Below are 22,912 nucleotides of genomic sequence, written 5' to 3' on the forward strand. Positions count from 1 at the left end.
TGCAACGGCAGAGCGAGGACTCATCATGAATACAACACAGCACTCCCCCTCACTTCGTCTCCGTCGCCTTGCCCTCGGCTCGGTCTCCGCGTTAACCCTGATCATGAGCCTCGGCATCGCCGGTTCCGCACAGGCTGATGTGGTCAACCGCGACCTATCCGTCTTGCTTTACAGGGGGTACCTGGGAAATCTTATCGGCTTCACAGTATCGCCAAGCGGTATCGGCTCCAGCAACGGCTACTCGATCTACCCGAATAGCAACCAACTTTCCGCCGGACCAAACACGATCACCACCCCCACGAATGATCTTGATGCGACCGCAATCAGCGGCGACGGAAGCACCGTGGTCGGTCACGAGTTGATTAACCCCGAGACCCGCCGTCTTTTCGTCTGGACGAAAGCAGACGGGTTGACCTACGTGGGCACCGATACGGTCGGCTACACATTCGACCTGCGGTACGTCAGCGACGATGGTTCGGCGCTAGCAGGCACGAACTACGATAACAATCCTACGGCGTTCTACTGGCATAAAGGTGACACGACGATCACCAATCTCGGCACTCTCGGTGGCACTCAATCCTATGCTAAAGCACTGAGCGGCGATGGCAGCACGGTCGTTGGCGATTTCTATGACGCCGACCAGTTGTCGCAAGCGTTCGTCTGGAAACGCGACGGCGGCGGGATGGTCGGCATCGGCGTTCCTGACACCCAAACTCAAAGCTTCGCCACTCATGTCAGCTTCGACGGCAGTGTCGTTGGCGGTGAAGTGTTTAACGCATCGGGCCCTCGCGCCTTTCGCTGGACGGCTCAGACGGGCCTGACCGACCTCGGCGATCTCGGCGGCAGTGAAACGCGTCTCCAAGCAATGAACCGGGACGGCAGTGTCCTGGTCGGGTACTCCGACGATGCATCGGGCAGCGCGCGGGCATTCCGCTGGGCCAATGGCGCGATCGGGGATCTCCAAGCGCCAGGTTTCATCAATTCATTTGCACGCGGCGTCAGCGACGACGGCGCAGTCGTCATCGGCAATGTCAGCATGCCTGACCCGAGCGGTGCAGTAGGGCCGGAAGGTCCCGTGACCCTCAACCGCGGTTTTCGCTGGACCAACGAGAGCGGCATGATCACCGTCGATCAATGGCTCCGCGACAATGGGGTCACCCTGGCGCAAGACATCACAAGCGAAGCCGAGGCCGTTTCTGCCGATGGCGAAACCGTTTTTGGCCGGCTTGCGGCTAGCGACGGCTACTACATCGCCCATGTCGGCGAGACGTCCGGCGTCGTCGATGTCACAGACTACGTCACCTCGGCCGCACAGACGAACTCCGTCGCCATCGGCCTCCAGACCTCGAGCGCCAGCACTGTCATGTTCGGCGCCCAGGGCAGCCCGATGCGCAATCTGCTCGACGTCGGCCGCCGCTCCGTCTGGAGCACCGTCGATACAGGTTATGACAGCGGCACGAAGTCGGAAGGCGCTCTGGCGCTGGGCGATTTCGGCTTCGGCTACGGCCTGATGGACGGTGTTACCGTGCGCCTGCAGGGTGGCGTGACCTATACGGATCAGGATCTCTATGATGGGGGCGATTTTCAGGCGCGCAGCTGGTACGTGGCGCCCGAAGTCACCGCCAACCTGCTTGGCGATCTCTATCTGACGGTCGGTGGTCTCTATGGTCGCGGCGAACTCGACATCAACCGAGGTTATCTGAACGGTAGCGCCCTCGACTATTCGAACGGTGAAACGGATACCGAAACGCTGGCCGGCAAGATGCGCATCGACTGGTTGAACGCGGTCAGCCTGGGCGATGCCGCCTTCACGCCTTATCTGGCGCTGTCTCGGACACTCGCAAAAACGGACGCCTATGTCGAAACCGGCGGCAGCTTCCCTGCAAGCCATGATGCCGTTAGCGAACACGCCACTATCGCCCGTCTCGGGGTCGATGGTGTCTACAGGCTGAACGATACGGTGACCCTGCTTGCCCGCGCCGAGGCCGCCTATCGCTTCGAAGAGCAGAGCACCGGAACGTCGACGGAAGTCGCCGGGGTCCAGCTCGCGGTTGCGGGTGAGGACATCAAGCAGTTCTGGCTGCGCGGTGGTGTCGGTACCGAACTCGCCATCGGCGGCGGCGTCGCCTCCTTCATGCTGAACGCCACGACCGAAAGCGACGATCCCGACATCTGGCTGCGTTCCGGCTGGAAGGTCGATTTCTGAGGCCAATATCGCGCGAGACATGCAAAAGCCGCCGGGTGACCGGCGGCTTTTGTTATTCAAGTTCAGGTGTCGCCACCACGTCCCGCGCGTCCTAGGCCACAACCCGCGAAAACACCTTGCGCACAGCCTTGGACAGCCGTCTGATCTCAGCCTCGGCCGTCTTCATGTCAGGACTATCAGCAGCCCGTGCCACGCGGTCGGTGAGGCCCGCCGGAACGGTCGAGGGATCGAAGGGGCCGTCAATGCAGAGGCGAATGACCTGCGAGAGATCGGTGTAGAGCTTCAAGGCTGTCAGGCAGGTGTCCAGATCATTCGGGTCGATGAGATCCCCTAAGGCCTTCAGCGCATCTGCGGTCGAGAGTTCGTTGGTCCGCACCCTGTGGCCCTTCGCCGGGGCAACCAGCGCCAGATATTGGGCGATGAACTCGATATCAACAAGGCCGCCCGCAATGAGCTTCAAGTCCCAGATATCCTTTGCCGGCTTCTCCTGCTCGATCAGCGCCCGCATTTCCAGAACGTCCTTGACGATCTTCGCCTGGTCGCTCGGCGCCGCCAGCACCTCCTCGATAATCGTCTCCGCCTCCCCAATCAGGCTCTGATCGCCGGAGAGCATGCGCGCGCGCGAGAGCGCCATGTGCTCCCAGGTCCAGGCCTCTTCGCGCTGATAGCGGGCAAAGGAGCGCAGCCGGGTTGCGACCGGCCCCTTGTTGCCGGAGGGGCGAAGGCGCATGTCGACTTCGTAGAGCACACCCTCCGCCGTCGGCGCCGAAAGCGCCGCGATCAGCCGCTGGGTCAGCCTCGTGAAATAGCGCACCGGATCGAGTGGCTTCGCACCGTCGGATTCCGCAGCGTCGTCGTCATGCTCGTAGAGCAGGATCAAGTCGATATCGGATCCTGCCGTCAGCTCGTAGGAGCCGAGCTTGCCCATGCCGGCCAGCGCCACCCGGCCACCGGGGATCTTGCCATGGGCGGCTTCCATCTCGGCCACCACGGCCTTCAGCGCTTCGTCGATGACGAGGTCGGCAAGATCGGTGAAGGCGTGGCCGGCTTGCGCTCCGCCAATGGAGCCGGTCAGCAATCGGATGCCGATGAGAAAGCGCTGCTCGGCGGCAAAGATCCGCAGCCGGTCGAGGATTTCCTCGTAATGCCTTGCGCTGGAAAGGAAACTCTTCAGCCGCTTGCCGAGATAGTCGCGGGTGGGCAGTTCGACCAGCAGGCCCGGATCCAGCATGCCATCAAAGACATGCGGGCGCGCGGCGATGATCTCGGCAAGCCTTGGGGCAGCCGCCATGATGTTGACCATCAGGTCGAGCAGGGCGGGATTGTTGCCGAGCAGCGAGAAAAGCTGGATGCCGGCGGGAAGCCCCGACAGGAAATTGTCGAAGCGCAATAGCGCCTCATCGGCCCGCCGGCTCTCGCCAAAGGCCTTCAAGAGATCCGGCGTCATCTCGGTCAGCCGCTCGCGCGCTTCCACAGATTGCGTCGCGCGGTAGCGGCCGTAGTGCCATGTGCGGATGACGCGGGAGATGTCCTCCGGCCTCTCGAAGCCGAGGCCTTTGAGGGTTTTCAGCGTATCCGGATCATCCTTCTGCCCGGTGAAAACGAGATTGCCGGTCGCGCTCGACAGGCCCTCTTCCTTTTCAAAAAGGCGGGCGTAACGCTTCTCGACGGTCTTCAGCGTGGTTTCGAGCGCGCGGGAAAAGGCGGTCGTGTCGATGAAACCCAGCATGAAGGCGATGCGCTTCAGCTCGGCTTCGGTCTCGGGCAGCACGTGGGTCTGCTCGTCATGCACCATCTGGATGCGGTGCTCGACGTCCCGCAGGAACCAGTAGCAGTCGGTGAGTTCTTCGGCCGTCCGCTCATCGATCCAGCGGGCCGAGGCGAGCGCCTTCAAGGCCTCCTCGGTCGGGCGGCAGCGGAGGTCCGGCATACGGCCACCGGCAATCAGCTGCTGGGTCTGGGCAAAGAACTCGATCTCGCGGATGCCGCCACGACCGAGCTTGACGTTGTGGCCCTTCACCGCAATCGCGCCATGGCCCTTGTGCACATGGATCTGGCGCTTGATCGAGTGGATGTCGGCGATCGCCGCATAATCGAGATATTTGCGGAAGACGAAGGGCACAAGTTCGCGCAGGAACCCCTCGCCCGCCTTCAGGTCACCGGCGACCGGCCGCGCCTTGATGAAGGCCGCCCGCTCCCAGTTCTGGCCCCTGCCCTCGTAATAGATGAGCGCTGCCTCGACCGGCACGGCAAGCGGTGTCGAACCCGGATCGGGCCTCAGCCTCAAGTCTGTGCGGAAGACGTAGCCGTCAGCGGTGCGCTCCTGCAGGATGCGCACGAGGCGGCGCATCATCCGCCCATAGGTCTCCATGGCATCCTCAGGCTCCTTCAGGATGCCAGCATCCGGATCGTAGAAGATCACGAGGTCGATGTCGGAGGAATAGTTGAGTTCGCGTGCCCCATGCTTGCCCATGCCAAGCACGATCAAGCCGCTGCCTTCAGCCGGATTGTCCCGATCCTTCAGCGTCAGCTTGCCGCCGTCATGGCCCGCAAGCAGCAGATGATCGATGGCTGCCGCCACGGCCGCATCGGCCACGGCGCTCAGCCAGGCGGTCGTGTCGCGGGCGGTAAAGACACGGGCGAGATCGGCGAGCGCGGTGAGGAAGGCAACCTTGCGCTTGGCGCGCCGCAGCCGCGCCATGACTTCGGCCTCAGCGGGGACGGCACCGGACGCGTCAGGCCGCCAGGCGTGGCGCGCCTCGTCGATGGCGTCGAGGATCTGCGGCTCCAGCGGAGAGGCGATAGCCTCAAGCAGCAAAGACGGCTTGAGGTTCGCGACATCGCGCAAATAGGGCGAAAGCGTGAAGGCCGAAAGCACGAAGCTCCGGAGCGGACCGTCCGTCGACAGATGCTCGGCCAGTGCCTGCTCCTGCTTGGTGAGGTCCTTGAGAAGCGCTACCGCCGCCTTCAGCTCCGTCTGGTTCAGCGGACGGATCACGCCATCCGCCACATCGGACAATCTGCTCGTCCTGCCGTTTCCCATCAGCGTCTCCTCTCCCGGCCGAGATTTCTTGCGAATCTCAAACCGGAACAGGTTACGGCTTCATTCCGGGAAAAACCATCGTTGCCGTCAGACCGGGAAAATCGGCATGATTGCGGCTGTCCGAAAGCTCAAGCCGTCCGCCATGCAGGGCCATGATCGCCTCGACAAGCGATAGGCCAAGCCCGGTGCCCGGTTTCGACCGGCTCTTGTCGAGCCGCACGAAACGCTTCACCACCTCGACCCGCTTGTCCTCGGGAACGCCCGGCCCCTGATCCGAGACGGCGATTTCCACCCCGTCACGTCCGGCGGAAACGCGGATGCGGATTTCGGAGCCCGCCTCGCCCTGGCTGCCATATTTGATCGCGTTGTCGATCAGGTTGGAGAGCGCCTGCCCGACCAGTTCGCGATTGCCGCGAACGGACAAGCCGGGCGCGATCTCGCAGACCATCGCCTGCCCGGCCTCTTCCGCCACCGGTTCGTAGAGTTCGGCGCTGTCGGCGGCAATTGCTGATATGTCGATGTCGGAAAGCTCGGCGGCAATCGAGCCTGCCTCGACGCGGGAGATCATCAGAAGCGCGTTGAAGGTGCGGATCAGCTGGTCGGATTCAGAAATGATCGTCTCAAGCGCTGCCCGCTTGGCTTGGGCATCGTCCTCGTTCAAGGCGTCAGCCGCCTTGTTGCGCAGGCGCGTCAGCGGCGTCTTCAGGTCATGGGCGATGTTGTCGGAGACCTGTTTCAAACCCTCGTTCAATTGCTCGATCCGCCCCAGCATGCCGTTCAGAGACGAGGACAGCCGGTCGAATTCGTCGCCGGAACCGGAGACCGGAAGCCGCTGCGACAGATCGCCGGAAATGATCTTCTGGCTTGCCGCCGAAACACGGTCGATGCGCTTCAAGGCATTGCGCCCGATCGCAAACCAGATGACGACGGCGCCAATGCCCATGATCAGCAGCGCCACCATCAGCGCCTGACGCACGAGAAGCCGCAGCTTGCCAGGCTCACCGAGATCGCGTCCGACAAGCACTCGAATACCATTGTCCAGCATGAAGACATGACCGGTCGCGAGATGGCGCTTCACGCCCCCACTGTCGGTGTATCGCTGGTAACGGAAGGGGAAATTGGTCCAGCCCTCCTCGTCGAAGACGCCGGGCTGCAGCGAGGCAACATTGCCGGCCAGGATCTCGCCATTGGGGCTTGCGATCACATAGAGGTTCGCCCCCGGCTGGCGGGCGCGGCGCTCCATGGTCCGCAAGAGCTGGTTGATGCCGCCGCGCTCGAAGGCACCCTGGATCTCCGTCACTTCCTGGCGCAGCGCCTCGCGCGTCTGGTTGTTCAGGATGCGCTCGGCGAGCCCCGTGACGTAAAAGACAAGAAAGGCGGCGCAGAGTGCGAAGAGAATGATGTAAAGGGCCGAAAGCCGGACAGCCGTCGACTTAGCCAGCACGCCGAGGCGGGACTTCAGCCGCATGTCAGCCTTCGTCCTTGATCATGTAGCCCGCACCGCGCACGGTCTTCAAAAGCGGGCGGTCGAAATCCTTCTCGATCTTGGAGCGCAGCCGCGAGACATGCACGTCGATGACATTGGTCTGCGGGTCGAAGTGATAGTCCCAGACGTTTTCGAGCAGCATGGTGCGCGTCACCACCTGGCCGGCATTCTTCATCAAATATTCGAGCAGGCGGAATTCGCGCGGCTGCAGCAGGATCTCCTTGCCCGCGCGCTTCACCTCGTGGGAAAGCCGATCAAGCTCGAGGTCGCCGACCCGGTACACCATGTACTGCTCGGGCTTGCCCTTGCGGCGGCCGAGAACCTCGACACGTGCCAGCAGTTCGGAAAAGGCGTAAGGCTTCGGCAAATAGTCGTCACCCCCGGCGCGCAGGCCCGTGACGCGGTCATCCACCTGGCCGAGTGCCGAAAGGATCAGCACGGGCGTATCGATGCCACGCTTGCGCAGCTCGCTGATGACCGACAGGCCATCGCGGCGCGGCAGCATGCGGTCGACGACCATCACGTCATAGGTGTTTTCGGTGCCCATGAAGAGGCCGCTTTCACCGTCGCTCGCATGATCGGCGACAATGCCGGCCTCGCGAAAGGCGTTGGTCATATAGGCAGCGGCTTCCAGGTCGTCTTCGATGACAAGTATCTTCATGTGCGCGACATTAGCGTCGGCGCCTGCCACCGTATAGCCGGTTTCGCCGGACTTCGGCTGTCCTTGTTCCGCGATCCCCATGCTTCGTCCTTTCCTGAGACGTGGCGGTCGGCGACCGCCGGAAACGACAAAGGGCGCCGCCGGTCCACGACCGCCGGCGCCCCTCGTCACATCACAATCAGCCCTGGTTGATCGGCAGTGCCACGAAGCGGCTGCCGTTTTCCGATTCGACCTGGAAGAGCGCCCGGGTGCGGCCGTCCTTCTTGGCCTGGTCGATGACCTTCTGGACATCGGCGGCGGACGAGACCTCCTGGTTGTTGACCGAGGTAATCGTCTCGCCGGCCTTCAGGCCCTTGTCGGCGGCATCACTGTCCGGATTGACATCAACGATCGCCAGTCCCTTGCCGTCTTCAGCCGGGCGGACGGAAAGGCCGAGGCTCGACAGTTCCTGCTCGGCTTCCGGAGCGGGTGCCGCGTCGTTCTGCGTGTCCACACTCGCCGACTGTTCCGCCGGCAGCTCGCCAAGCGTGACCTTCACTTCGGTCGCCTTGCCGTCACGCCACAGAGCCACGTCCACGGTGCTATCAGGGGCAAAAGCTGCAATGCGGCGGGCAAGATCGCGCGGATCCTTGACCGGATCGCCGTTGACGGCGGTGACGACATCACCCTGCTTGATGCCCGCCTTTTCGCCCGGCGAACCGGCCTGCGGTGCAACAACGAGCGCACCTGAGTCTTCGGCGAGGCCGAGGCTATCGGCAATGTCCTTCGTCACCGGCTGGATCTGTACGCCGAGCCAGCCGCGCGACACGGTGCCCGTATCCTTGAGCTTCTCGATCACATCCTTGGCGACCGAGGCCGGGATGGCGAAGGCGATGCCGACATTGCCGCCGGACGGCGAGAAGATCGCGGTGTTGATGCCGACGACTTCGCCGTTCAGGTTGAAGCCGGGGCCACCGGAGTTGCCGCGGTTCACCGCGGCGTCGATCTGCAGGTAGTCGTCATAGGGGCCGGAGCCGATGTTGCGGCCACGGGCAGAGATGATGCCGGCGGTCACCGTGCCGCCAAGGCCGAAGGGGTTGCCGACGGCGACGACCCAGTCACCGACGCGGACCTTCTCGTCATCTGCAAACTTCACATAGGTGAACTTCACATCCTTGGCGTCGACCTTCAGCAGCGCGAGGTCGGTGCGGCTGTCCTTGCCGACGAGCTTGGCATCATATTCCTTGCCGTCATTCATCACGATGGTGAAGGCAGCGCCATCATCGATGACGTGGTTGTTGGTGACGATATAACCGTCTTCCGAGATGAAGAAGCCGGAACCCTGGGAGGTCGGGCGCAGGCGGCCTTCGCTATGCGGGCCGCGCTCTGCACGGGGACCTCGCTCCTGCTGGCCATCCATGCCGGGACCACCGAATTCGCGGAAGAAGCGCTTCAGCGGGTGATCATCCGGCAGGTCCTCGAAGCTGCGGCCACCGAAGTTGAAGGAATAACCGCTTTCGTCATTCGAGGCCGGCTGGATATTCGATTGGACGCGGACAGACACGACGGCGGGCAGCACGGCGCTGACGACATCACCGAAGCTCGGAACCTGCGGAGCATTGACCTCGACGGGCGCGGCAAGTGCCGACACGGCGGTGAAGGGAGCGGCGGTCACCATCATCACGGCAGCAAGGCCGGCAGCGGTGGAGGTCTTGAGGATCGTCTTGAGCGAGCGACCTTTAAATTCAGACATGGGATCTACCTTCATCTGTTCTTCTGACTGGAGCCGCCGGACTACCCGGCGGTGGGAAGCGGTGGATGAGGAGAGATATAGGTGCTGTCAGGTTACGGCGAACTGTACGGCAGATGAATTCTTCGTAATCTTTGGCGAGACCTTCGGCGGGATTTGACCCCACCTCTGGCCAGAGCTATCATCCGTATTACAAACGGAGCAAAAAGCGATGTCGAAACAGCAGCTATCCGATCCGATCACGCTGAGATTACCGCGCGACCTTCTGGCCGAAATCGAGGCCGTGGCCGGCGCCTGCGAACGCAGCCGCAGCTGGGTCATGGTGCGGGCGCTGAAAGCCTACATGGCCCAGGAAGGGCGCGAGATCCAGGAGATCGCGCGGGCACGCAAGGCGGTCGCCGATGGCGAAGGGACGGACGCCGATGACGTGCTCGCCGAGCTTGACGCCATCATCAAGGGTGCTGCGGCGTGAAAGTCGTCGTCTCTCCTGATGCCAGAGCGCATCTCGCGCGGGAGGCCAACTATTTGAGAGAACGCAATCGGGCGGCAGGCGAGCGTTTGCTGCACGACTTCAAACAGTTCCTAACAGCGCTCGCGCAGTTTCCCATGATGGGCCAGGAAGCAGTTGACCTGCCCCTTCGCGGCGTCCGGCGTTTTGTGCTTGGAGATTACCTCATTCACTATGAGATCGGTGCGGGAGCCATCGTCATTCTGACAATCCGCCACGGTCGCGAGCGGCCACCGGAACTGCCGCTCGACGATGGCACAGACTACGAAATTCCCTGATCACTCCCGCTCCAGCAACGTCCCCAGTCGTGCCTCCTCTTCCGGCGAAAGCTTTGCTACCGGCTGCACGGCCCGCCTGCGCGTGTAAACGACAGCGACGATCAGGCCGATGACCGCAAGTGCCGCCGGTGCGCCCCAGAGCGCGATGGTCCGCATGCTGAGCCTTGGCTTCAACAGCACGAATTCCCCGTAGCGCGACACGACATAGTCGAGAACCTGCTCGTCGCTATCGCCATCCACCAGCCGCTCGCGCACCACGACGCGCAGGTCGCGGGCCAGCTCTGCATTCGAATCGTCGATAGATTGGTTCTGGCAGACCATGCAGCGCAATTCGGCCGACAGCGCGCGTGCCCGCTGTTCCAGCGCGGGATCGGAGAGGATCTCGTCGGGATTGACGGCAAGCGCGTGGATGGGTGTGAACAGCAGGGCGAGAACCAGCAACATGCGCCGCAGCGTCAGACGTGCCCGCCCCTCATCCGGCTGCCGCCACCTTCTCCCCGCAGGCGGGGAGAAGGCCGAAGCCACAAGCGCTTGCCGTTCCCTCTCCCCGCCTGCGGGGAGAGGGTTAGGGTGAGGGGCAATCTTCTCAAACCACGCGCTCATTCCGCAGCCTCCAGCACCGGCTTCGCCGCCACCTTCGCCCGCTTCGGCGCACCGACCCGCAGGCGGCGATCGGAGAGCGACACCACGCCACCGATCATCATCACGATCGTGCCGTACCAGATGCAGAGGATCCAGGGTTTCCACCAGATGCGCACGACGATGCCGCCATTGGCCATGGGGTCGCCCAGCGAAACATAGAGCTGGCTGAAGCCGAAGGTGACGATGCCGGCTTCCGTCGTCGGCATCTGACGGGCCGTATAGAGCCGCTTCGACGACCAGACATCGGCCACCTCGACACCGCCCTCACGGATGGTGAAGTGTCCCTGGTCCTCGGTATAGTTCGGACCGGTCGCAGCACGAATGCCGTCGAAGGTCACGACATAGCCGCCCGCCTCCGCCGTCATGCCGGGCTTCATCTCGACCACCGTCTCCGTCTCGAACGTGGTCACGGCGACAACACCGAGCACGGTCACGCCAACGCCAAAATGCGCGAGTGCGGTCCCGAAGGCCGAACGCGGCAGGCCCTTGAAGCGGCTCCAGGCGGTCGAGAACGGATGTTTGCCGAAACCGGCGCGGTACCAGAGGTCGGCAATCGCGCCGCCCATGACGAAAAAGGCAAGCGCAAGGCCAGCCACCGCCATCACAGGACCGCCATTCTGGACGTACCAGAGGCCAAGTCCGAGAACGAGCGAGAGTGCAGCCGCCACGTAGAGCCGCTGCAGGGCGCCCAGAACATCCCCCCGCTTCCAGGCGAGGAAGGGACCGAAGGGCACCGCCAGCAGCAGCGGGATCATCAGAAGGCCGAAGGTGATGTTGAAGAAGGGCGGGCCAACCGAGATCTTCTCACCGGTCAGCGTTTCCAGGAGCAGCGGATAGAGCGTGCCGATCAGCACCGAAGCCGTGGACACCGTCAGGATCAGGTTGTTGAGGACAAGCGCACCCTCGCGCGAGATCGGCTGGAACAGGCCTCCGGCCTTCAGCATCGGCGCGCGCAGCGCAAAGAGGGTGAAGGCGCCGCCGATGAAGATGACGAGGATGCCGAGAATGAAGACACCGCGCGTCGGGTCGGTGGCAAAGGCATGCACCGACGTCAAAACGCCCGAGCGCACCAGGAAGGTGCCGAGCAGCGACAGCGAAAAGGCGATGATCGCCAGCAGCACCGTCCAGATCTTCAGGGCATCGCGCTTTTCCATGACCAGAGCCGAATGCAGAAGCGCGGTGCCGGCCAGCCAGGGCATGAAGGAGGCGTTTTCGACCGGGTCCCAGAACCACCAGCCACCCCAGCCGAGCTCGTAATAGGCCCAGTAGGAACCCATCGAGATGCCGGCCGTGAGGAACACCCAGGCAGCCAGCGTCCAGGGCCGCACCCAGCGGGCCCAGGCTGCATCGATGCGTCCGTCCATCAATGCTGCGATGGCGAAGGAGAAGCAGACGGAGAAGCCGACATAGCCGAGATAAAGCAGCGGCGGATGGATCGCGAGGCCAATATCCTGCAGGACGGGGTTGAGATCCTGTCCTTCCGCCGGGATCGGCGACAGGCGGATGAAGGGGTTCGAGGTCAAGAGGATGAAGAGCGTAAAGGCGGTGGTGATCCAGGCTTGGACGGCCAGCACATTGGCCTTCAACCGGTCCGGCAGGTTGCTGCCGAAGAAGGCGACCATGGCGCTGAAGAAGGCAAGGATCAGCACCCAGAGCAGCATCGAGCCTTCATGGTTCCCCCAGACGCCTGACACCTTGTAGATCATCGGCTTCAGCGAGTGGGAATTCTGATAGACGTTCTGCACCGAAAAGTCGGAGACGACGTAGCCGTAGGTGAGGACCGCGAAGGAAAAGGCGACGAGCAGGAAGAGCGCATAGGTGCCCGTCGTGCCCACCGCCATCATCGCCGCATCTCCGCGTCGGGCGCCGATCACAGGCAGGATCGACACGACAAGACAGGTGGCGAGCGCCAAAACCAGGGCATAGTGGCCGAGCTCGATGATCATTGGATCTTTTCCTTGCCGCTGAGTTCCACCCCTTGCGCCTTCAGACGGTCCGCGACATCCTTCGGCATATAGGTCTCGTCATGCTTGGCGAGCACGGTATCGGCGACAAAGACCTTGTCCATGCCATCGAAACGGCCTTCGGCAACCACGCCCTGCCCCTCGCGGAAGAGGTCGGGCAGGATGCCGGTATAGGTGACCGGCAGTTCGCTCAGCGTATCCGTCACCGTGAAAGTCACGGTCGAACCCTCGCCACGGACAACGGAGCCGGCCTCGACCAATCCGCCGAGCCGGATTCGGGTCCCCGGCTGGACGTCGGATTCGGCGAGATCAGCCGGCACGTAGAAATAGGCGATCGACTGCCCGAAGGCGAACATCACCAACAGCACGGCGGTCAGGATGAACCCCATTCCACCGCCGATGACGGCCAGACGTTTCTGTTTGCGGGTCATTGGCTCACCTCCTCGACATCAAGGCCAAGCTCCTTCGCCATGGCGATCAGCTGCTGGCCCTCGGCGCCCGAAGCCGGGAAGGCCTTCAGGCCTTCCTTCAGCGCGGCTTCTGCCCGTTCCTTATCTTTCAGCATGGCATAGGATCGGACGAGCCGCATCCAGCCTTCAAAATTATTGGGATCTTCCTTCAGTCGTGCATCGAGGCTCGCCACCATGCCGCGGATCATCTCGCCGCGATCGGCCTCGGACATCTGTTGCGCGTTGGCGATGTCCTCTGCCGAGGGATTGCCAGGTGCAACGGGATTGGCCGGCGCGGTGCTCCCGGCAGCGGCAGCGTCAGCGGCGGGGACGGCCGGTGCGTTCGCCAGCGGCATGCCCGCGCTGTTGGCGGCGATATGCTGGTTGACCAGCGCCATCCAGGGCGCCGTCGGCGGAGATGCGGCGGCAATCGTCTGGAAGGCGGCCAGTGCCTCGGCACGTCGGCCTGACTGTTCCAGCGCCAGCGCCAGATAGAAGTCGGCGCGCGGATTGTTTGGCTCGAGCTTCAGCGCCGCCTGAAAGGCCATCTGGGCATCATCGGTGACGATGCCGTCATTGCGCAACACGATCGTCTCGCCGAGACCGTTCATCCGCTCGGCATCCGGGCCAAGGATGCGGATCGCGTTGCGATAGGCAAGCTCGGCATCATCAAGGCGACCGATGCGGGAATAGACCGGGGCGAGGACGTTCCAGCCATTGCCATCTTCGGGATTGCTGGCGAGATGCCGCTCGACCTTGGCCACGAGCAGGTCGACGTCGTCGCCCGGGTTTTCGATGCGTGCCTCAAGCGGCGCGTCGGGTGTCCCCGGGCTCCCGATTTCGAGATAACCCGCAAGCCCGATCAAGGGAAGACAGAGCAGGATGAAGGCCTGGGAAAATGTATAGCGGCGGCGCACCGGTGGCCGCGCTTCAGAAGGCTCAGAAGCGATCTCGTCGGCCTCCTCGCCTGTCTTCTCGCGCCCTGCAATCGCCAGAAGACGGCGGCCGATTTCCGCACGCGCATAATCGGCATCTTCAGCCGAGATCAACCCTTCCGCCTTGTCCCGTTCGAGCTCCCGCAACTGGTCGCGATAGACGGCAGCTTCACCCTCGTCATAGCGTGTCGCGCGTGCCGAAGCCCGCAGCAGGGGGGAGAGCAGGACGACGGCAACAATGACCGTCAACAGGGCGGAGATGATCCAGAACAACATGAAACTCAATTACGTGAAGGCCGGTTGCTTTCCAACAGACAAACGCCCCCTGACGGAAATTTGAGGCGTTTGGCCGCAAGACCTCTCTAGGCCGTCATACCCGGCCCAGCCTTGACCCAAGTCAAGTGGGGAAAGCGGTCACGACTGTTGATGTGACGGCGTGATCGTGAACTGCAGCCCCATCGCGGCCAGAATCTTGGCCAAGGTTTCAAATTGTGGCTTGCCGTTCTTCGACAGTGATTTGTACAGACTGCCCCTGTTCAAATCCGCTTGTTCTGCCACTCCGGCCAGTCCGCCGGCCTGTGCCTTGGCAACGTGACGGAGGGCTTCCTGAAACAGCTCCATGTCACCGCTTTCAAGAAACTCCGCCAGATAGATGGCCGCGTGCTCCGGGTCCCGCAACAGTTCTTCATAGCGGTCGAAATCGAACGGTCTGGTCGGCTTGTTCACGGTTTCATCCTCTTGCGATAGTCATCCAGATAGACTTTGGCCTTTTCGAGCGTCCGTCTCTGATCCTTCTTCGTCGAGCCCGCCAACAACAGCACCACCGTATTGCCAACGACCGTGTAGAACACGCGGTAACCGGATCCGGCGTGGATACGCATCTCGAATATCCCAGGCGCACCCGCCAATGGTTTCCAATCGCCAAAATTGCCCAAGGACGCGCGGCGGATGCGGGCGAAGATTTGGGTTCTGATTTCGGAACTGGCGATCGCATCAAGCCATGCCTGGAAAGGCGCCTCGCCATCCTCCGTCAGATACACCTCGATCTCAAAGCGCGTCATGTCTGCAGTGTACGCCAGAGCAGACACTTTGGGAAGATGCATCAGATGACAGGGCTATTCGCTAAGGTGCGGCTCCACCCAAGCCTCAGCTCAGCGGCGTCCAGGTGCCGTTCGGGTTGCGGCATGCCGCACCGCGGGCCTGCAATTCTCGACCACCGCTCACCACCTTGTGGGTGAACTGGCGGCAGTTCTGCTGGCCAACCTGATAGGGGGCTGCCGCAACAACCTCGCCGCGCACCTCGCCGCCGGCCCAGGCCACCGGCTGGCCACCGGGGGCTGCTTCCAGCGCCCGGTATTCGGCCTCGAGTGCCCGCTGGGTTTCGCTGCGCGACAGCTTCACGCCCGTTCGCGCGACGATACCGCCCTGCAGGGCAGCGATATAGACGGCGGAATTGGCCTTGGCAGTCGCGGTGCGTCCGCCGCCCGAGGTGGTGCAGCCCGCAAGCGCGAGCGACACCAAAGCGGTGGCTGCCAAGATTCCGAAGCGCTTCACACCCATAAGACCGTTCCAAATGCCGTCAATTGTTGCCGCCATCCGGCGTCCGTCCCGCTTTCGGAAGCGACCATTGTAGGCGCGCCGAAATCAGTCCTATACACCTATGTAATTTCACAGGAAAATCAATCACGCAGTGTCCTTCGTCACAGCAGGAAGGATCAACTGTGCGCGAAGTCCGCCGATCCCTGCCCGCGACAGGCCGAATGCGCCCTGATATTCCCCGGAAATCTCCTTGACGATGGAGAGACCGAGGCCCGTTCCCGGCTTGCTTTCGTCGAGCCTGCGGCCGCGCTTCAGCGCCTCGCCGATCTGCTCGGGTGCCAGCCCCGGGCCGTCGTCCTCGACCACGACTTCGATCCAGCCGCGTCGCCCATCCGTTGCATCGGCTTCGCGCGTCGTCATCGTCACCTTCGTCACCACCTTGGTGCGGGCAAAGCGGGACGCGTTTTCCAGGAGATTGCCGACGACTTCCTCGACATCCTGCTGCTCCATGGCAAAGGTCAGTTCGGGCGCGACATCGAGCTCGAACGCAATGTCCCCGTTCAGCTTGCGCATCACGCGCACCAGCCGCTCCAGCACCGGCTGGGCCTCGGTGCGGGCGAGCACACTGTCGCGCTGGGCGGCAATGCGGGCGCGGTTCAGATAGGAGGTCACCTGCGCCTGCATGGCCTCGGCCTGGGCCGCGATCACCTCGGCATGGGTCTTGTCGAGCGTGCGCGCCTCGTTCAGGAGAACAGCAATCGGCGTCTTCAGGGAATGGGCAAGATTGCCGACCTGCATGCGGGCCCGCTCGACGATGCGGCGGTTGCTGTCGATCAGCGCGTTGATTTCGCTGGCAAGCGGCTGGACCTCGCTCGGAAAGTCGCCCTCGATGCGCTCGGCCTCGCCGCGCCGTATACGCTCCAGACCTCGCCGAGCGCGGTCAAGCGGCTTCAGGCCATAGAGAATGGCAAGACCGTTGACGATCAGGCCGCCGATTCCGACCACGGCGAGCGCTCCGTAGAGCCGGCTGGTGAAGAAGGCGATTTCGTCCTCGATCACCTGGAGATTGCCGGACACGCGAAAGCGCGCCGCGCGGCCCTGATCATCGAGCACCACCTCGGTCTCGGCAATGCGGATGCGGTTGCCGACATCGTCGGTCATTTCGTAGTAGCGCTCGTAGTTCTGGTCGAAGGGCGTCACATCCACATCGGGAACGGCAAGGTTTGCGACCCCCAGCGAGGCGGAAGCCAGCGGCGCCGTGGCATAATTGCCAAGCGGCTCGACCAGCCAGTACCAGCCGGTCGCGGGCTGAGAAAACCGGAGGTCACCGAGCGCCGGAGACCCGGCAAGACTGTCGCCGTCCCCGATCGAAACCGAATTGACCACATTGTAGAGCTGGGCGCGCAGGAGATTGTTGAAGCCGCGCTCGACGCCCTGCCGATAAAGGGCGGAAATCGCCACCGCGATCGTCACCAGACCGAGCGCCGACCAGAGGGTGGCGAGCAGCAGGACGCGCGCGGTAAGCGAGCGGATCTTCATTTGGCGGGGGCTTGAATGCGGTAGCCGAGGCCTCGGACCGTTTCGATCATGTCGACACCGAGCTTCTTGCGCAGACGGCCGACAAACACCTCGATCGTGTTGGAATCGCGATCGAAATCCTGGTCGTAGAGATGCTCGACCAGTTCGGTGCGCGAGACCACCTCACCCATGTGATGCATCAGATAGGAGAGAAGCCGGTATTCATGCGAGGTCAACTTCAGCGTCACGCCCTCGACGATCGCCTTGGAACTCTTGGTGTCGAGCCGCACGGGTCCGCAGACGATCTCGGACGATGCATGGCCTGCCGCACGGCGGATGAGCGCGCGGATGCGGGCAAGTACTTCCTCGACATGGAACGGCTTGGTCACATAATCGTCGGCGCCTGCGTCGATGCCGGCCACCTTGTCCGACCAGCGATCGCGGGCCGTCAGGATCAGCACCGGCATCACCCGGCTTGCCGCCCGCCATTTTTCCAAGACGGTGATGCCGTCCATTTCCGGCAGGCCAATGTCGAGGATCACGGCGTCATAGGGTTCGGTCTCGCCGAGGAAGTGGCCTTCCTCGCCGTCAAAGGCCTTGTCGACGACATAACCCGCTTCCTGCAGGGCCTCGACCAGCTGACGGTTCAGATTGACATCGTCTTCGACGACCAGAATGCGCATGCGGTTCACCCCTCGGTGCGGAGAGCTTGGAAGACCCTGCTACAGATCACTCGGCGACCCGCATGGTGACCTTGCGCGGCCGTTCACTTCCATTGCCCGGAACAAGCACGACGATGACGCATTCACCGCCCGATTCGCGGACGGAAAGCAACTGCCCTCCGACCTCGGCGACAACCCTTGCGGCCGCCGCCCGGCAATCCGCTGCCACGGCATCGCTCGTGACTGCCGGCAAAGCCGCCACGGTCACGGCCAAGGCCAGGCCCGCATATTTCATGAAAGATGCCATTGCTGCTTCTTCTTGGATGACGTCCACTCTAGCCAAATTATGTACCGCAAGGCGTCTGAATGGCAAATGAATGCCTCGCAATCTTATGGGGATCGGGGCGGAACGTGACCTCATTTTTCGCCACCTCCCGGCTTCGCGGCGTCCTCCGCAAGCGCTTCAAGACGCCAGACGACGGCATCGCTTGAAGCCGCATCGAGCAAGTCCTTCCAGCTGTCGCGCGGATTTCCATCCTCCAGCATGGCGCGAAAGACGGCATAGGCGTCGCTGCGTGAGGCATAGCTGAGCAGCGTCTCTGCGTCGTTGACCCAGGCGAATACGAGCACCTTCGCCGCCGAATTGTAACGGAAAAACAGCCGAAATCGGCCATTGCCGAACTTCGCGCGAAACCAGTGCTTGCGCTCTGGACCGAGCGCCCCACCCTGCCTGAAGCTGGGCGATGCTGGATCGGCTGGAATGACGTCGAACACCAGCTTGTTCAGAGCGATGAGAAGCTTGAAATTGGCTCCGGACCGGAAGGCCTCGGGCTTTTTCCGCGCCTCTCGCTCGGCTGCGGCGGTCAATCGCTCCAGCTGATCGAGGAACAAGGGATGTGCCCGGATGATCCAGCCGTTGACGGTCTCCATCGCTCAGAGATCGACCTCCCCCTCGATCGGGGCATCGAGATCAATCTCAGAACCAGCCGTCAAAGCTGCCATCCGGGCCCTCAGGCCAGACGGTATCTCTTCGAATGCCTGGGAAGGCCTTGCGGCCATGTCCCTGGCGAGGAAATCGAGAAATCCGTCGAGAACAGGATCGTTCTCCTCCCCATCATCGCGTTCAACAATAACCCGGTTCTTTTCATCGAGACTGAATGCGATCCGACCACCATAACCCACACCCAGTGCGTCGCGGATGGGCTTCGGGATCGTCGTCTGCCCCTTGTCGGTGATCGTGCTGACCTTACGAAGGATCTTGTTCATGGCGCTCGCCTCTTTCCCCATGAACAATGTAATGGAAATTCCTTACATCGTAAGGGTACAGCGCGCCCTCACCCGCCGACCCCCTTCGTTGCCGTCAAACGCCCGTACAAGGCCAGCAGCCCACCAACAGTGCCGGCAAGTGTCGTCATGGCCTCGGCGATCTCCGCCTGTTCCGGCCCGCCCACCTCCAGCCCGGCCCGTCCGAGCAGCGGAGCGGCAATCGCAATCAACGCGCCCCAGACGGTTTTCGACTGATACCAGGGTTTCACATCCAGCATGTCTTTCTCCTCTTCGTTGAACATCAGTTGATGGTAGTCACCGCCGCCAGCGGCAGGCCTGCCGCCAACCGCCCGAGCTGGCGCACGCGAATGCCAAGCACCGTCTGCGCCCCGCCGAAATCGGCCAGTTCGTCGGCCACCGGATAGGTAAACCCGGCCTCCCCAACCTCGACCAGACGCACCACCGCGCTCCCATTCAGGATCTCCAGCCGGTAACGCTCCTCCGCCTCGTCGAGCGGCACCTCGCCTTCCGCCCAGGCATCGGCCTCGATCCGGCTGCGCCGGATCCACGAAATCAGGAGATCTCCCGAGGCCTGCCGCACCACGCGCGCATGCACCGGCGAAAGCGGCGTCTCCGCCCGCAAACCGCCATCGAAGACAAACGGCCCTGACAGGTCGGTCACCAGCCCCATCGGTTCCAGAATCCAGTTCTGCGCCGCCCCGCGCTCGGCGTTCACAAGCCCAAGCGCCCGCACCGCCTCGTCGAGCAGCACGACTTCGGCCCCGACATCCGCCCCTGCCGCCGTCGCGTCCTCCGTCCCGCCCAGCCCGCGCAACAACCCGGTTAGGCGGAAGCGCCCCGCAGCCACTTCCGCGGCCTCGGCAAAACACAACACTTCCCAGCCGCCATGCTGCGTCCGGACAGCCAGCCGGTTTGCCCCCGAGAGCACCGCCGCACGACTCGCGGAGGAAAAAGCCCCGCCCAGCAGATCGACAAGCAGAGCATTGGCCGGATCGAAACGCCCCACCGGTCCCGGCGAAAGCGGCTCCACCAGCCGCCCCATCGTCGCCGGTCGGTCCAGTGTCAGCCGCAGCCGATAGCCCTCCGCTTCGGGCGAACTCGACACTGCGAGCCGCCGCCAGGGCCGCCCCAAGGCTGCCACGCTGGCATCGCCCGCATGGCTCCCCCCCTCCAACCTCGGCAGATCGAGGAAACTGACAAACGGCGCAAAACCCTCCGCCCCGCCGGCGTCCGGCACCCGCCCCGGCTCGACCGCCGTCACCGGCGCCGAAACCTTGCCGGCAAACGCCCTCAAGGTCAGACGGCGCTCGAAACCCTCATCGATCCCCTGCACGAGAAACCGCCCCTCCGGTCCCTCTGGAAACCGCAGAACGTCACCCGGCTCGACCGCGATCTCCTGTGGCCCCAGCGCCAGTTGCAGGGTCCGTCGCGCCAGCCGGTTGTCGCGCAGCCAGCCTTCGGCAGCGGCCAGCGCCGTCTCTTCGGGCATTGCGGCCGGCAGGTCGCGGGCAAGCTGGCGTTCCGTTGCGGCCTCCACCTTCCGCGAACGCACGCTTGCCTCGACATAGTCGGCTGCCGGATCATAAAAGGTCACCAAGGCTTCCGAGGCGAAGTCGCTGTCGTGGCCGCGCGTCTCGCTCCAGAGCGGCTGGTCCGCGAGGTCGGCCAGCACCGTGATATCGCGTGCGGCCAGGCTCGCGGTCGGTCGTGTGCGAAAGCGCAAGCGACCAGCGTCCTCGATCACATCGATCTGGAAAAGCTCGATCAGCGGCTCGATCAGATCGCGCGCCGAGGTGAGGTCGCCCTTCACATAGCCGCCCAGGTCCCCGGCCACCTCCGACACATCGAAATCGTCGAAGCCATGATCGCGCAGGATTGCGGCAATGGTGTCCGCCAGCGTCGCTGTCCCCAGCCGTCCGTTCAGCCAGTGCCCCGTCCGCCAGTTCGATCCATCGGCCCAGAGGCCGATATTTTGTGGAAAGGCCGGATAGGGCCGTGCATCCCAGGTCCAGACGAAGATGCCACGGGGATCCACCATGCCCTCGGGCGCGTCGGCGCTCTGCCAGTGCCCGAGATGCGCCTCGAGAAACCGCCGCTGCTGGCTGTCGCTGCGTGCCCCCGCCGAAAAATGCGGCCTGCCGCTCTCCACGGATTTAGCGTCGACAAAGACATTCGGCTGGTTCGCCCCCTTGTCGACCGCCCCGCAGCCGAGTTCGGTGAACCAGAAGGGTTTCATTTCCAGCATCCAGGCCGTCGGGTCTGCCTGCTCGACACCACCGATCCTGTTGTAATGGCGGTTGGTCCACCAGTTTTCGAGATCCTTGAACCTGTAGACCCAGGGCTTGCCATAAGCGCCATCGGTGATCGGCGTCCGCACGCGCGCCTGCCGGTCGGCATAGCTGGCATAGAACCAGTCATAACCCTCGCCCGCCGTCAGCATGCGGGAGAACCCCTCGGCGTCATCGGCCCCGGCAAATCCGTCGGGGCTTCCCCCCTCCAGATCCGCATCGCGCCAGTCGGCGAGCGGCATATAGTTATCTATGCCCACGGTCGACACATGCGGGCTCGCCCAGAGCGGATCGAGATGGAAGAAGACATCGCCCGAACCATCCGCCGGCTGATGGCCGAAATATTCGCTCCAGTCCGCGCCATAGGAAATCGCCGCCGCGTCCCCCAGAATGGCACGTACTTCGCCCGCCAGCGCCACCAGCGCCTCGACAAAGGGAAAGGCATTCACCCCGTCACGCAGCGTCGTCAGCCCCTTGAGTTCCGAGCCCAGCAGAAACCCGTCCACCCCGCCAGCGGATGCAGCAAGCGTCGCATAATGCAGCACGAACCGCCGATAACCCTCGCTGCGGGTCACAAATGTCGAGACCTGCGCCCGCGCTACCGCCGTCTTGTCGGCACCGAGCGGATGGGCCGTGATCCGCCCGCGCCAGGGATAGGCCGCCTGTTCGGCCCCGCCATAGGGATCGGGCAGCCCATTGCCGGAGGGAATATCCATCAGCACAAAGGGATAGAGGGTCACCTTCAGTCCGCTCGCCTTCAGATCGCGGATTGCCTCGATGACACTCTGATCATCAGGCGATCCGCCATAGGCAGGCCCGCCTTCATGGCGCGACACCACATAGGCGTCATCCCGCGCAATCCCCGCCACGCTCCAGGGCCGGCTTTCCTCGCGGCGGAACCCCACCTCGACGCCCGGCAGTACCCGGCAATTGCCGGCGCGCAAATCCGTGCCGAACCAGGCGACAACCAGCGCCACGCTTTCCAGATCGGGGCAGAGCGCCTGCAACTCGTCCAGCGAGGCCTGCCAGTCGGTGGCGGCGGCCAGCGTATTGCGGTTCAGCCAGCGTTTCTCCCCCTCGCGCGGTGCATCCGACACCCTCGTCGTCGCATAGCCATGCTCGGTTGCGCCGGGGATCATCGTCACCGCCCGGATCTGCGTCTCCAGCGCCCCGACCGGGCGGATCACCTCGAACTGCAAAAGCGGAATGCGATTGCCGAAATCATCGAGCGGCAGGCGCTCGAAGACGACATAGGCCAGCCCGCGATAGGCCGGCGTCCGGCCGCTGCCCTGTTTCGCCGCCATCAGCGGGTCGACCGGCTGGCTCTCCGTGCCGCGATAGACCCGCATCTCGATCTCGGTCGTGTCGAGCTCGCGCCCGTCCGCCCAGACGCGCCGCACACCCGCAATCGGCCCTTCGCAAATCCCGAGTGCCAGATTGGCATAGTAGCGATAGGTCGTGGTGCGCGTGCCGCCGGAGGATTTGCCGCCGCTGCGCTCGGTCACCGTCTCCTCCTCGAAGCGCGTCGCCCAGATCAGCGTGCCGCCCAGCCGCGCCGTGCCATAGAGCCTCGGGATAACAGTGCCTTCGCTGGGACCCGCAAGACGCGCCGAAGACAGCCGCGCCCCGTTCACCTCCCGTGTTCCGCCGAGAAGGCTCCGGTCGATCATGCTCCCCGCAAGTGCCCCCGCCGCCTGCAGAACTATGGTCGCCATCG

Annotated in this window: 21 protein-coding genes; 3 read left to right on the forward strand and 18 right to left on the reverse strand. The window is 63.4% G+C overall.

The genetic code is table 11. The features are described from left to right. Window positions 1–25: 25 nt before the first annotated feature. Window positions 26–2,206, forward strand: a complete 2,181-nt coding sequence (locus tag J2045_RS20655) for an autotransporter domain-containing protein (RefSeq protein WP_307376577.1) — start codon at window positions 26–28, stop codon at window positions 2,204–2,206. Window positions 2,207–2,297: 91 nt separating this feature from the next. On the opposite strand, the gene J2045_RS20660 is transcribed toward J2045_RS20655, so the two are convergent. From J2045_RS20660 to J2045_RS20675, 4 genes are all read right to left on the reverse strand, one after another. Then, the gene (locus J2045_RS20660; RefSeq protein WP_307376578.1) at window positions 2,298–5,249 is read right to left on the reverse strand and encodes a bifunctional [glutamine synthetase] adenylyltransferase/[glutamine synthetase]-adenylyl-L-tyrosine phosphorylase; all 2,952 of its coding nucleotides are present in this window, start codon (window positions 5,247–5,249) and stop codon (window positions 2,298–2,300) included. A gap of 52 nt (window positions 5,250–5,301) precedes the next feature. Further along, the gene (locus tag J2045_RS20665; protein WP_307376580.1) at window positions 5,302–6,717 is read right to left on the reverse strand and encodes a sensor histidine kinase; all 1,416 of its coding nucleotides are present in this window, start codon (window positions 6,715–6,717) and stop codon (window positions 5,302–5,304) included. Between the two features lies 1 nt (window position 6,718). Next, a complete protein-coding gene (locus J2045_RS20670) occupies window positions 6,719–7,477 on the reverse strand; it encodes a response regulator transcription factor (RefSeq protein ID WP_307376582.1) in 759 nt (252 codons plus the stop codon). A gap of 97 nt (window positions 7,478–7,574) precedes the next feature. Next, the gene (locus J2045_RS20675; protein WP_307376585.1) at window positions 7,575–9,128 is read right to left on the reverse strand and encodes a Do family serine endopeptidase; all 1,554 of its coding nucleotides are present in this window, start codon (window positions 9,126–9,128) and stop codon (window positions 7,575–7,577) included. A 208-nt stretch (window positions 9,129–9,336) separates the two neighbouring features. On the opposite strand from J2045_RS20675, the gene J2045_RS20680 reads away from it, so the two are divergent. Both J2045_RS20680 and J2045_RS20685 read left to right on the forward strand, forming a co-directional pair. Next, on the forward strand, window positions 9,337–9,597 hold the full coding sequence (locus tag J2045_RS20680) for a CopG family ribbon-helix-helix protein (RefSeq protein ID WP_307376587.1): 261 nt from the start codon (window positions 9,337–9,339) through the stop codon (window positions 9,595–9,597). Next, the gene (locus J2045_RS20685; protein ID WP_307376590.1) at window positions 9,594–9,911 is read left to right on the forward strand and encodes a type II toxin-antitoxin system RelE/ParE family toxin; all 318 of its coding nucleotides are present in this window, start codon (window positions 9,594–9,596) and stop codon (window positions 9,909–9,911) included. Before J2045_RS20680 ends, J2045_RS20685 begins: the two co-directional genes overlap by 4 nt. Here J2045_RS20685 and J2045_RS20690 read toward each other — a convergent pair whose 3' ends face one another. From J2045_RS20690 to J2045_RS20755, 14 genes are all read right to left on the reverse strand, one after another. Next, window positions 9,912–10,355 carry a cytochrome c-type biogenesis protein gene (locus J2045_RS20690; protein WP_307376651.1) on the reverse strand — a complete coding sequence of 148 codons (444 nt, stop codon included), beginning with the start codon at window positions 10,353–10,355 and terminating at the stop codon, window positions 9,912–9,914. Between the two features lie 155 nt (window positions 10,356–10,510). Then, a complete protein-coding gene (locus tag J2045_RS20695; RefSeq protein ID WP_307376592.1) occupies window positions 10,511–12,499 on the reverse strand; it encodes a heme lyase CcmF/NrfE family subunit in 1,989 nt (662 codons plus the stop codon). Beyond that, complete coding sequence (ccmE, locus tag J2045_RS20700) at window positions 12,496–12,948, reverse strand: cytochrome c maturation protein CcmE (RefSeq protein ID WP_307376596.1); 453 nt, start codon at window positions 12,946–12,948, stop codon at window positions 12,496–12,498. Before ccmE ends, J2045_RS20695 begins: the two co-directional genes overlap by 4 nt. Further along, window positions 12,945–14,177, reverse strand: a complete 1,233-nt coding sequence (gene ccmI / locus J2045_RS20705) for a c-type cytochrome biogenesis protein CcmI (RefSeq protein WP_307376599.1) — start codon at window positions 14,175–14,177, stop codon at window positions 12,945–12,947. Before ccmI ends, ccmE begins: the two co-directional genes overlap by 4 nt. A gap of 138 nt (window positions 14,178–14,315) precedes the next feature. Continuing rightward, the gene (locus J2045_RS20710) at window positions 14,316–14,627 is read right to left on the reverse strand and encodes an addiction module antidote protein (protein ID WP_307376601.1); all 312 of its coding nucleotides are present in this window, start codon (window positions 14,625–14,627) and stop codon (window positions 14,316–14,318) included. Next, on the reverse strand, window positions 14,624–15,004 hold the full coding sequence (locus J2045_RS20715; protein ID WP_307376603.1) for a type II toxin-antitoxin system RelE/ParE family toxin: 381 nt from the start codon (window positions 15,002–15,004) through the stop codon (window positions 14,624–14,626). Before J2045_RS20715 ends, J2045_RS20710 begins: the two co-directional genes overlap by 4 nt. A gap of 43 nt (window positions 15,005–15,047) precedes the next feature. Beyond that, window positions 15,048–15,461, reverse strand: coding sequence for an RT0821/Lpp0805 family surface protein (locus J2045_RS20720; RefSeq protein ID WP_166603026.1), 414 nt, complete (start codon window positions 15,459–15,461; stop codon window positions 15,048–15,050). A gap of 123 nt (window positions 15,462–15,584) precedes the next feature. Further along, window positions 15,585–16,979 carry an ATP-binding protein gene (locus J2045_RS20725; RefSeq protein WP_166603025.1) on the reverse strand — a complete coding sequence of 465 codons (1,395 nt, stop codon included), beginning with the start codon at window positions 16,977–16,979 and terminating at the stop codon, window positions 15,585–15,587. Further along, window positions 16,976–17,641 (reverse strand): response regulator transcription factor, encoded by a 666-nt coding sequence (locus J2045_RS20730; RefSeq protein ID WP_166603024.1) that lies wholly within the window; start codon window positions 17,639–17,641, stop codon window positions 16,976–16,978. Before J2045_RS20730 ends, J2045_RS20725 begins: the two co-directional genes overlap by 4 nt. A 46-nt stretch (window positions 17,642–17,687) precedes the next feature. Continuing rightward, window positions 17,688–17,927 carry a hypothetical protein gene (locus J2045_RS20735; protein WP_166603023.1) on the reverse strand — a complete coding sequence of 80 codons (240 nt, stop codon included), beginning with the start codon at window positions 17,925–17,927 and terminating at the stop codon, window positions 17,688–17,690. Between the two features lie 110 nt (window positions 17,928–18,037). Beyond that, entirely contained in the window at window positions 18,038–18,550 is a 513-nt protein-coding gene (locus tag J2045_RS20740) for a type II toxin-antitoxin system YhaV family toxin (protein WP_307376608.1), read from the reverse strand. A gap of 3 nt (window positions 18,551–18,553) precedes the next feature. Next, window positions 18,554–18,886, reverse strand: coding sequence for a type II toxin-antitoxin system PrlF family antitoxin (locus J2045_RS20745; RefSeq protein ID WP_307376611.1), 333 nt, complete (start codon window positions 18,884–18,886; stop codon window positions 18,554–18,556). Window positions 18,887–18,954: 68 nt separating this feature from the next. Next, window positions 18,955–19,164: a hypothetical protein gene (locus tag J2045_RS20750; RefSeq protein WP_166603020.1), complete on the reverse strand. Its 210-nt coding sequence runs from the start codon at window positions 19,162–19,164 to the stop codon at window positions 18,955–18,957. Window positions 19,165–19,187: 23 nt separating this feature from the next. Continuing rightward, the gene (locus J2045_RS20755; protein WP_307376615.1) at window positions 19,188–22,910 is read right to left on the reverse strand and encodes a baseplate multidomain protein megatron; all 3,723 of its coding nucleotides are present in this window, start codon (window positions 22,908–22,910) and stop codon (window positions 19,188–19,190) included. Window positions 22,911–22,912: the final 2 nt, after the last annotated feature.

The organism is Peteryoungia aggregata LMG 23059 (assembly GCF_030814435.1).
Classification (GTDB): domain Bacteria; phylum Pseudomonadota; class Alphaproteobacteria; order Rhizobiales; family Rhizobiaceae; genus Allorhizobium; species Allorhizobium aggregatum.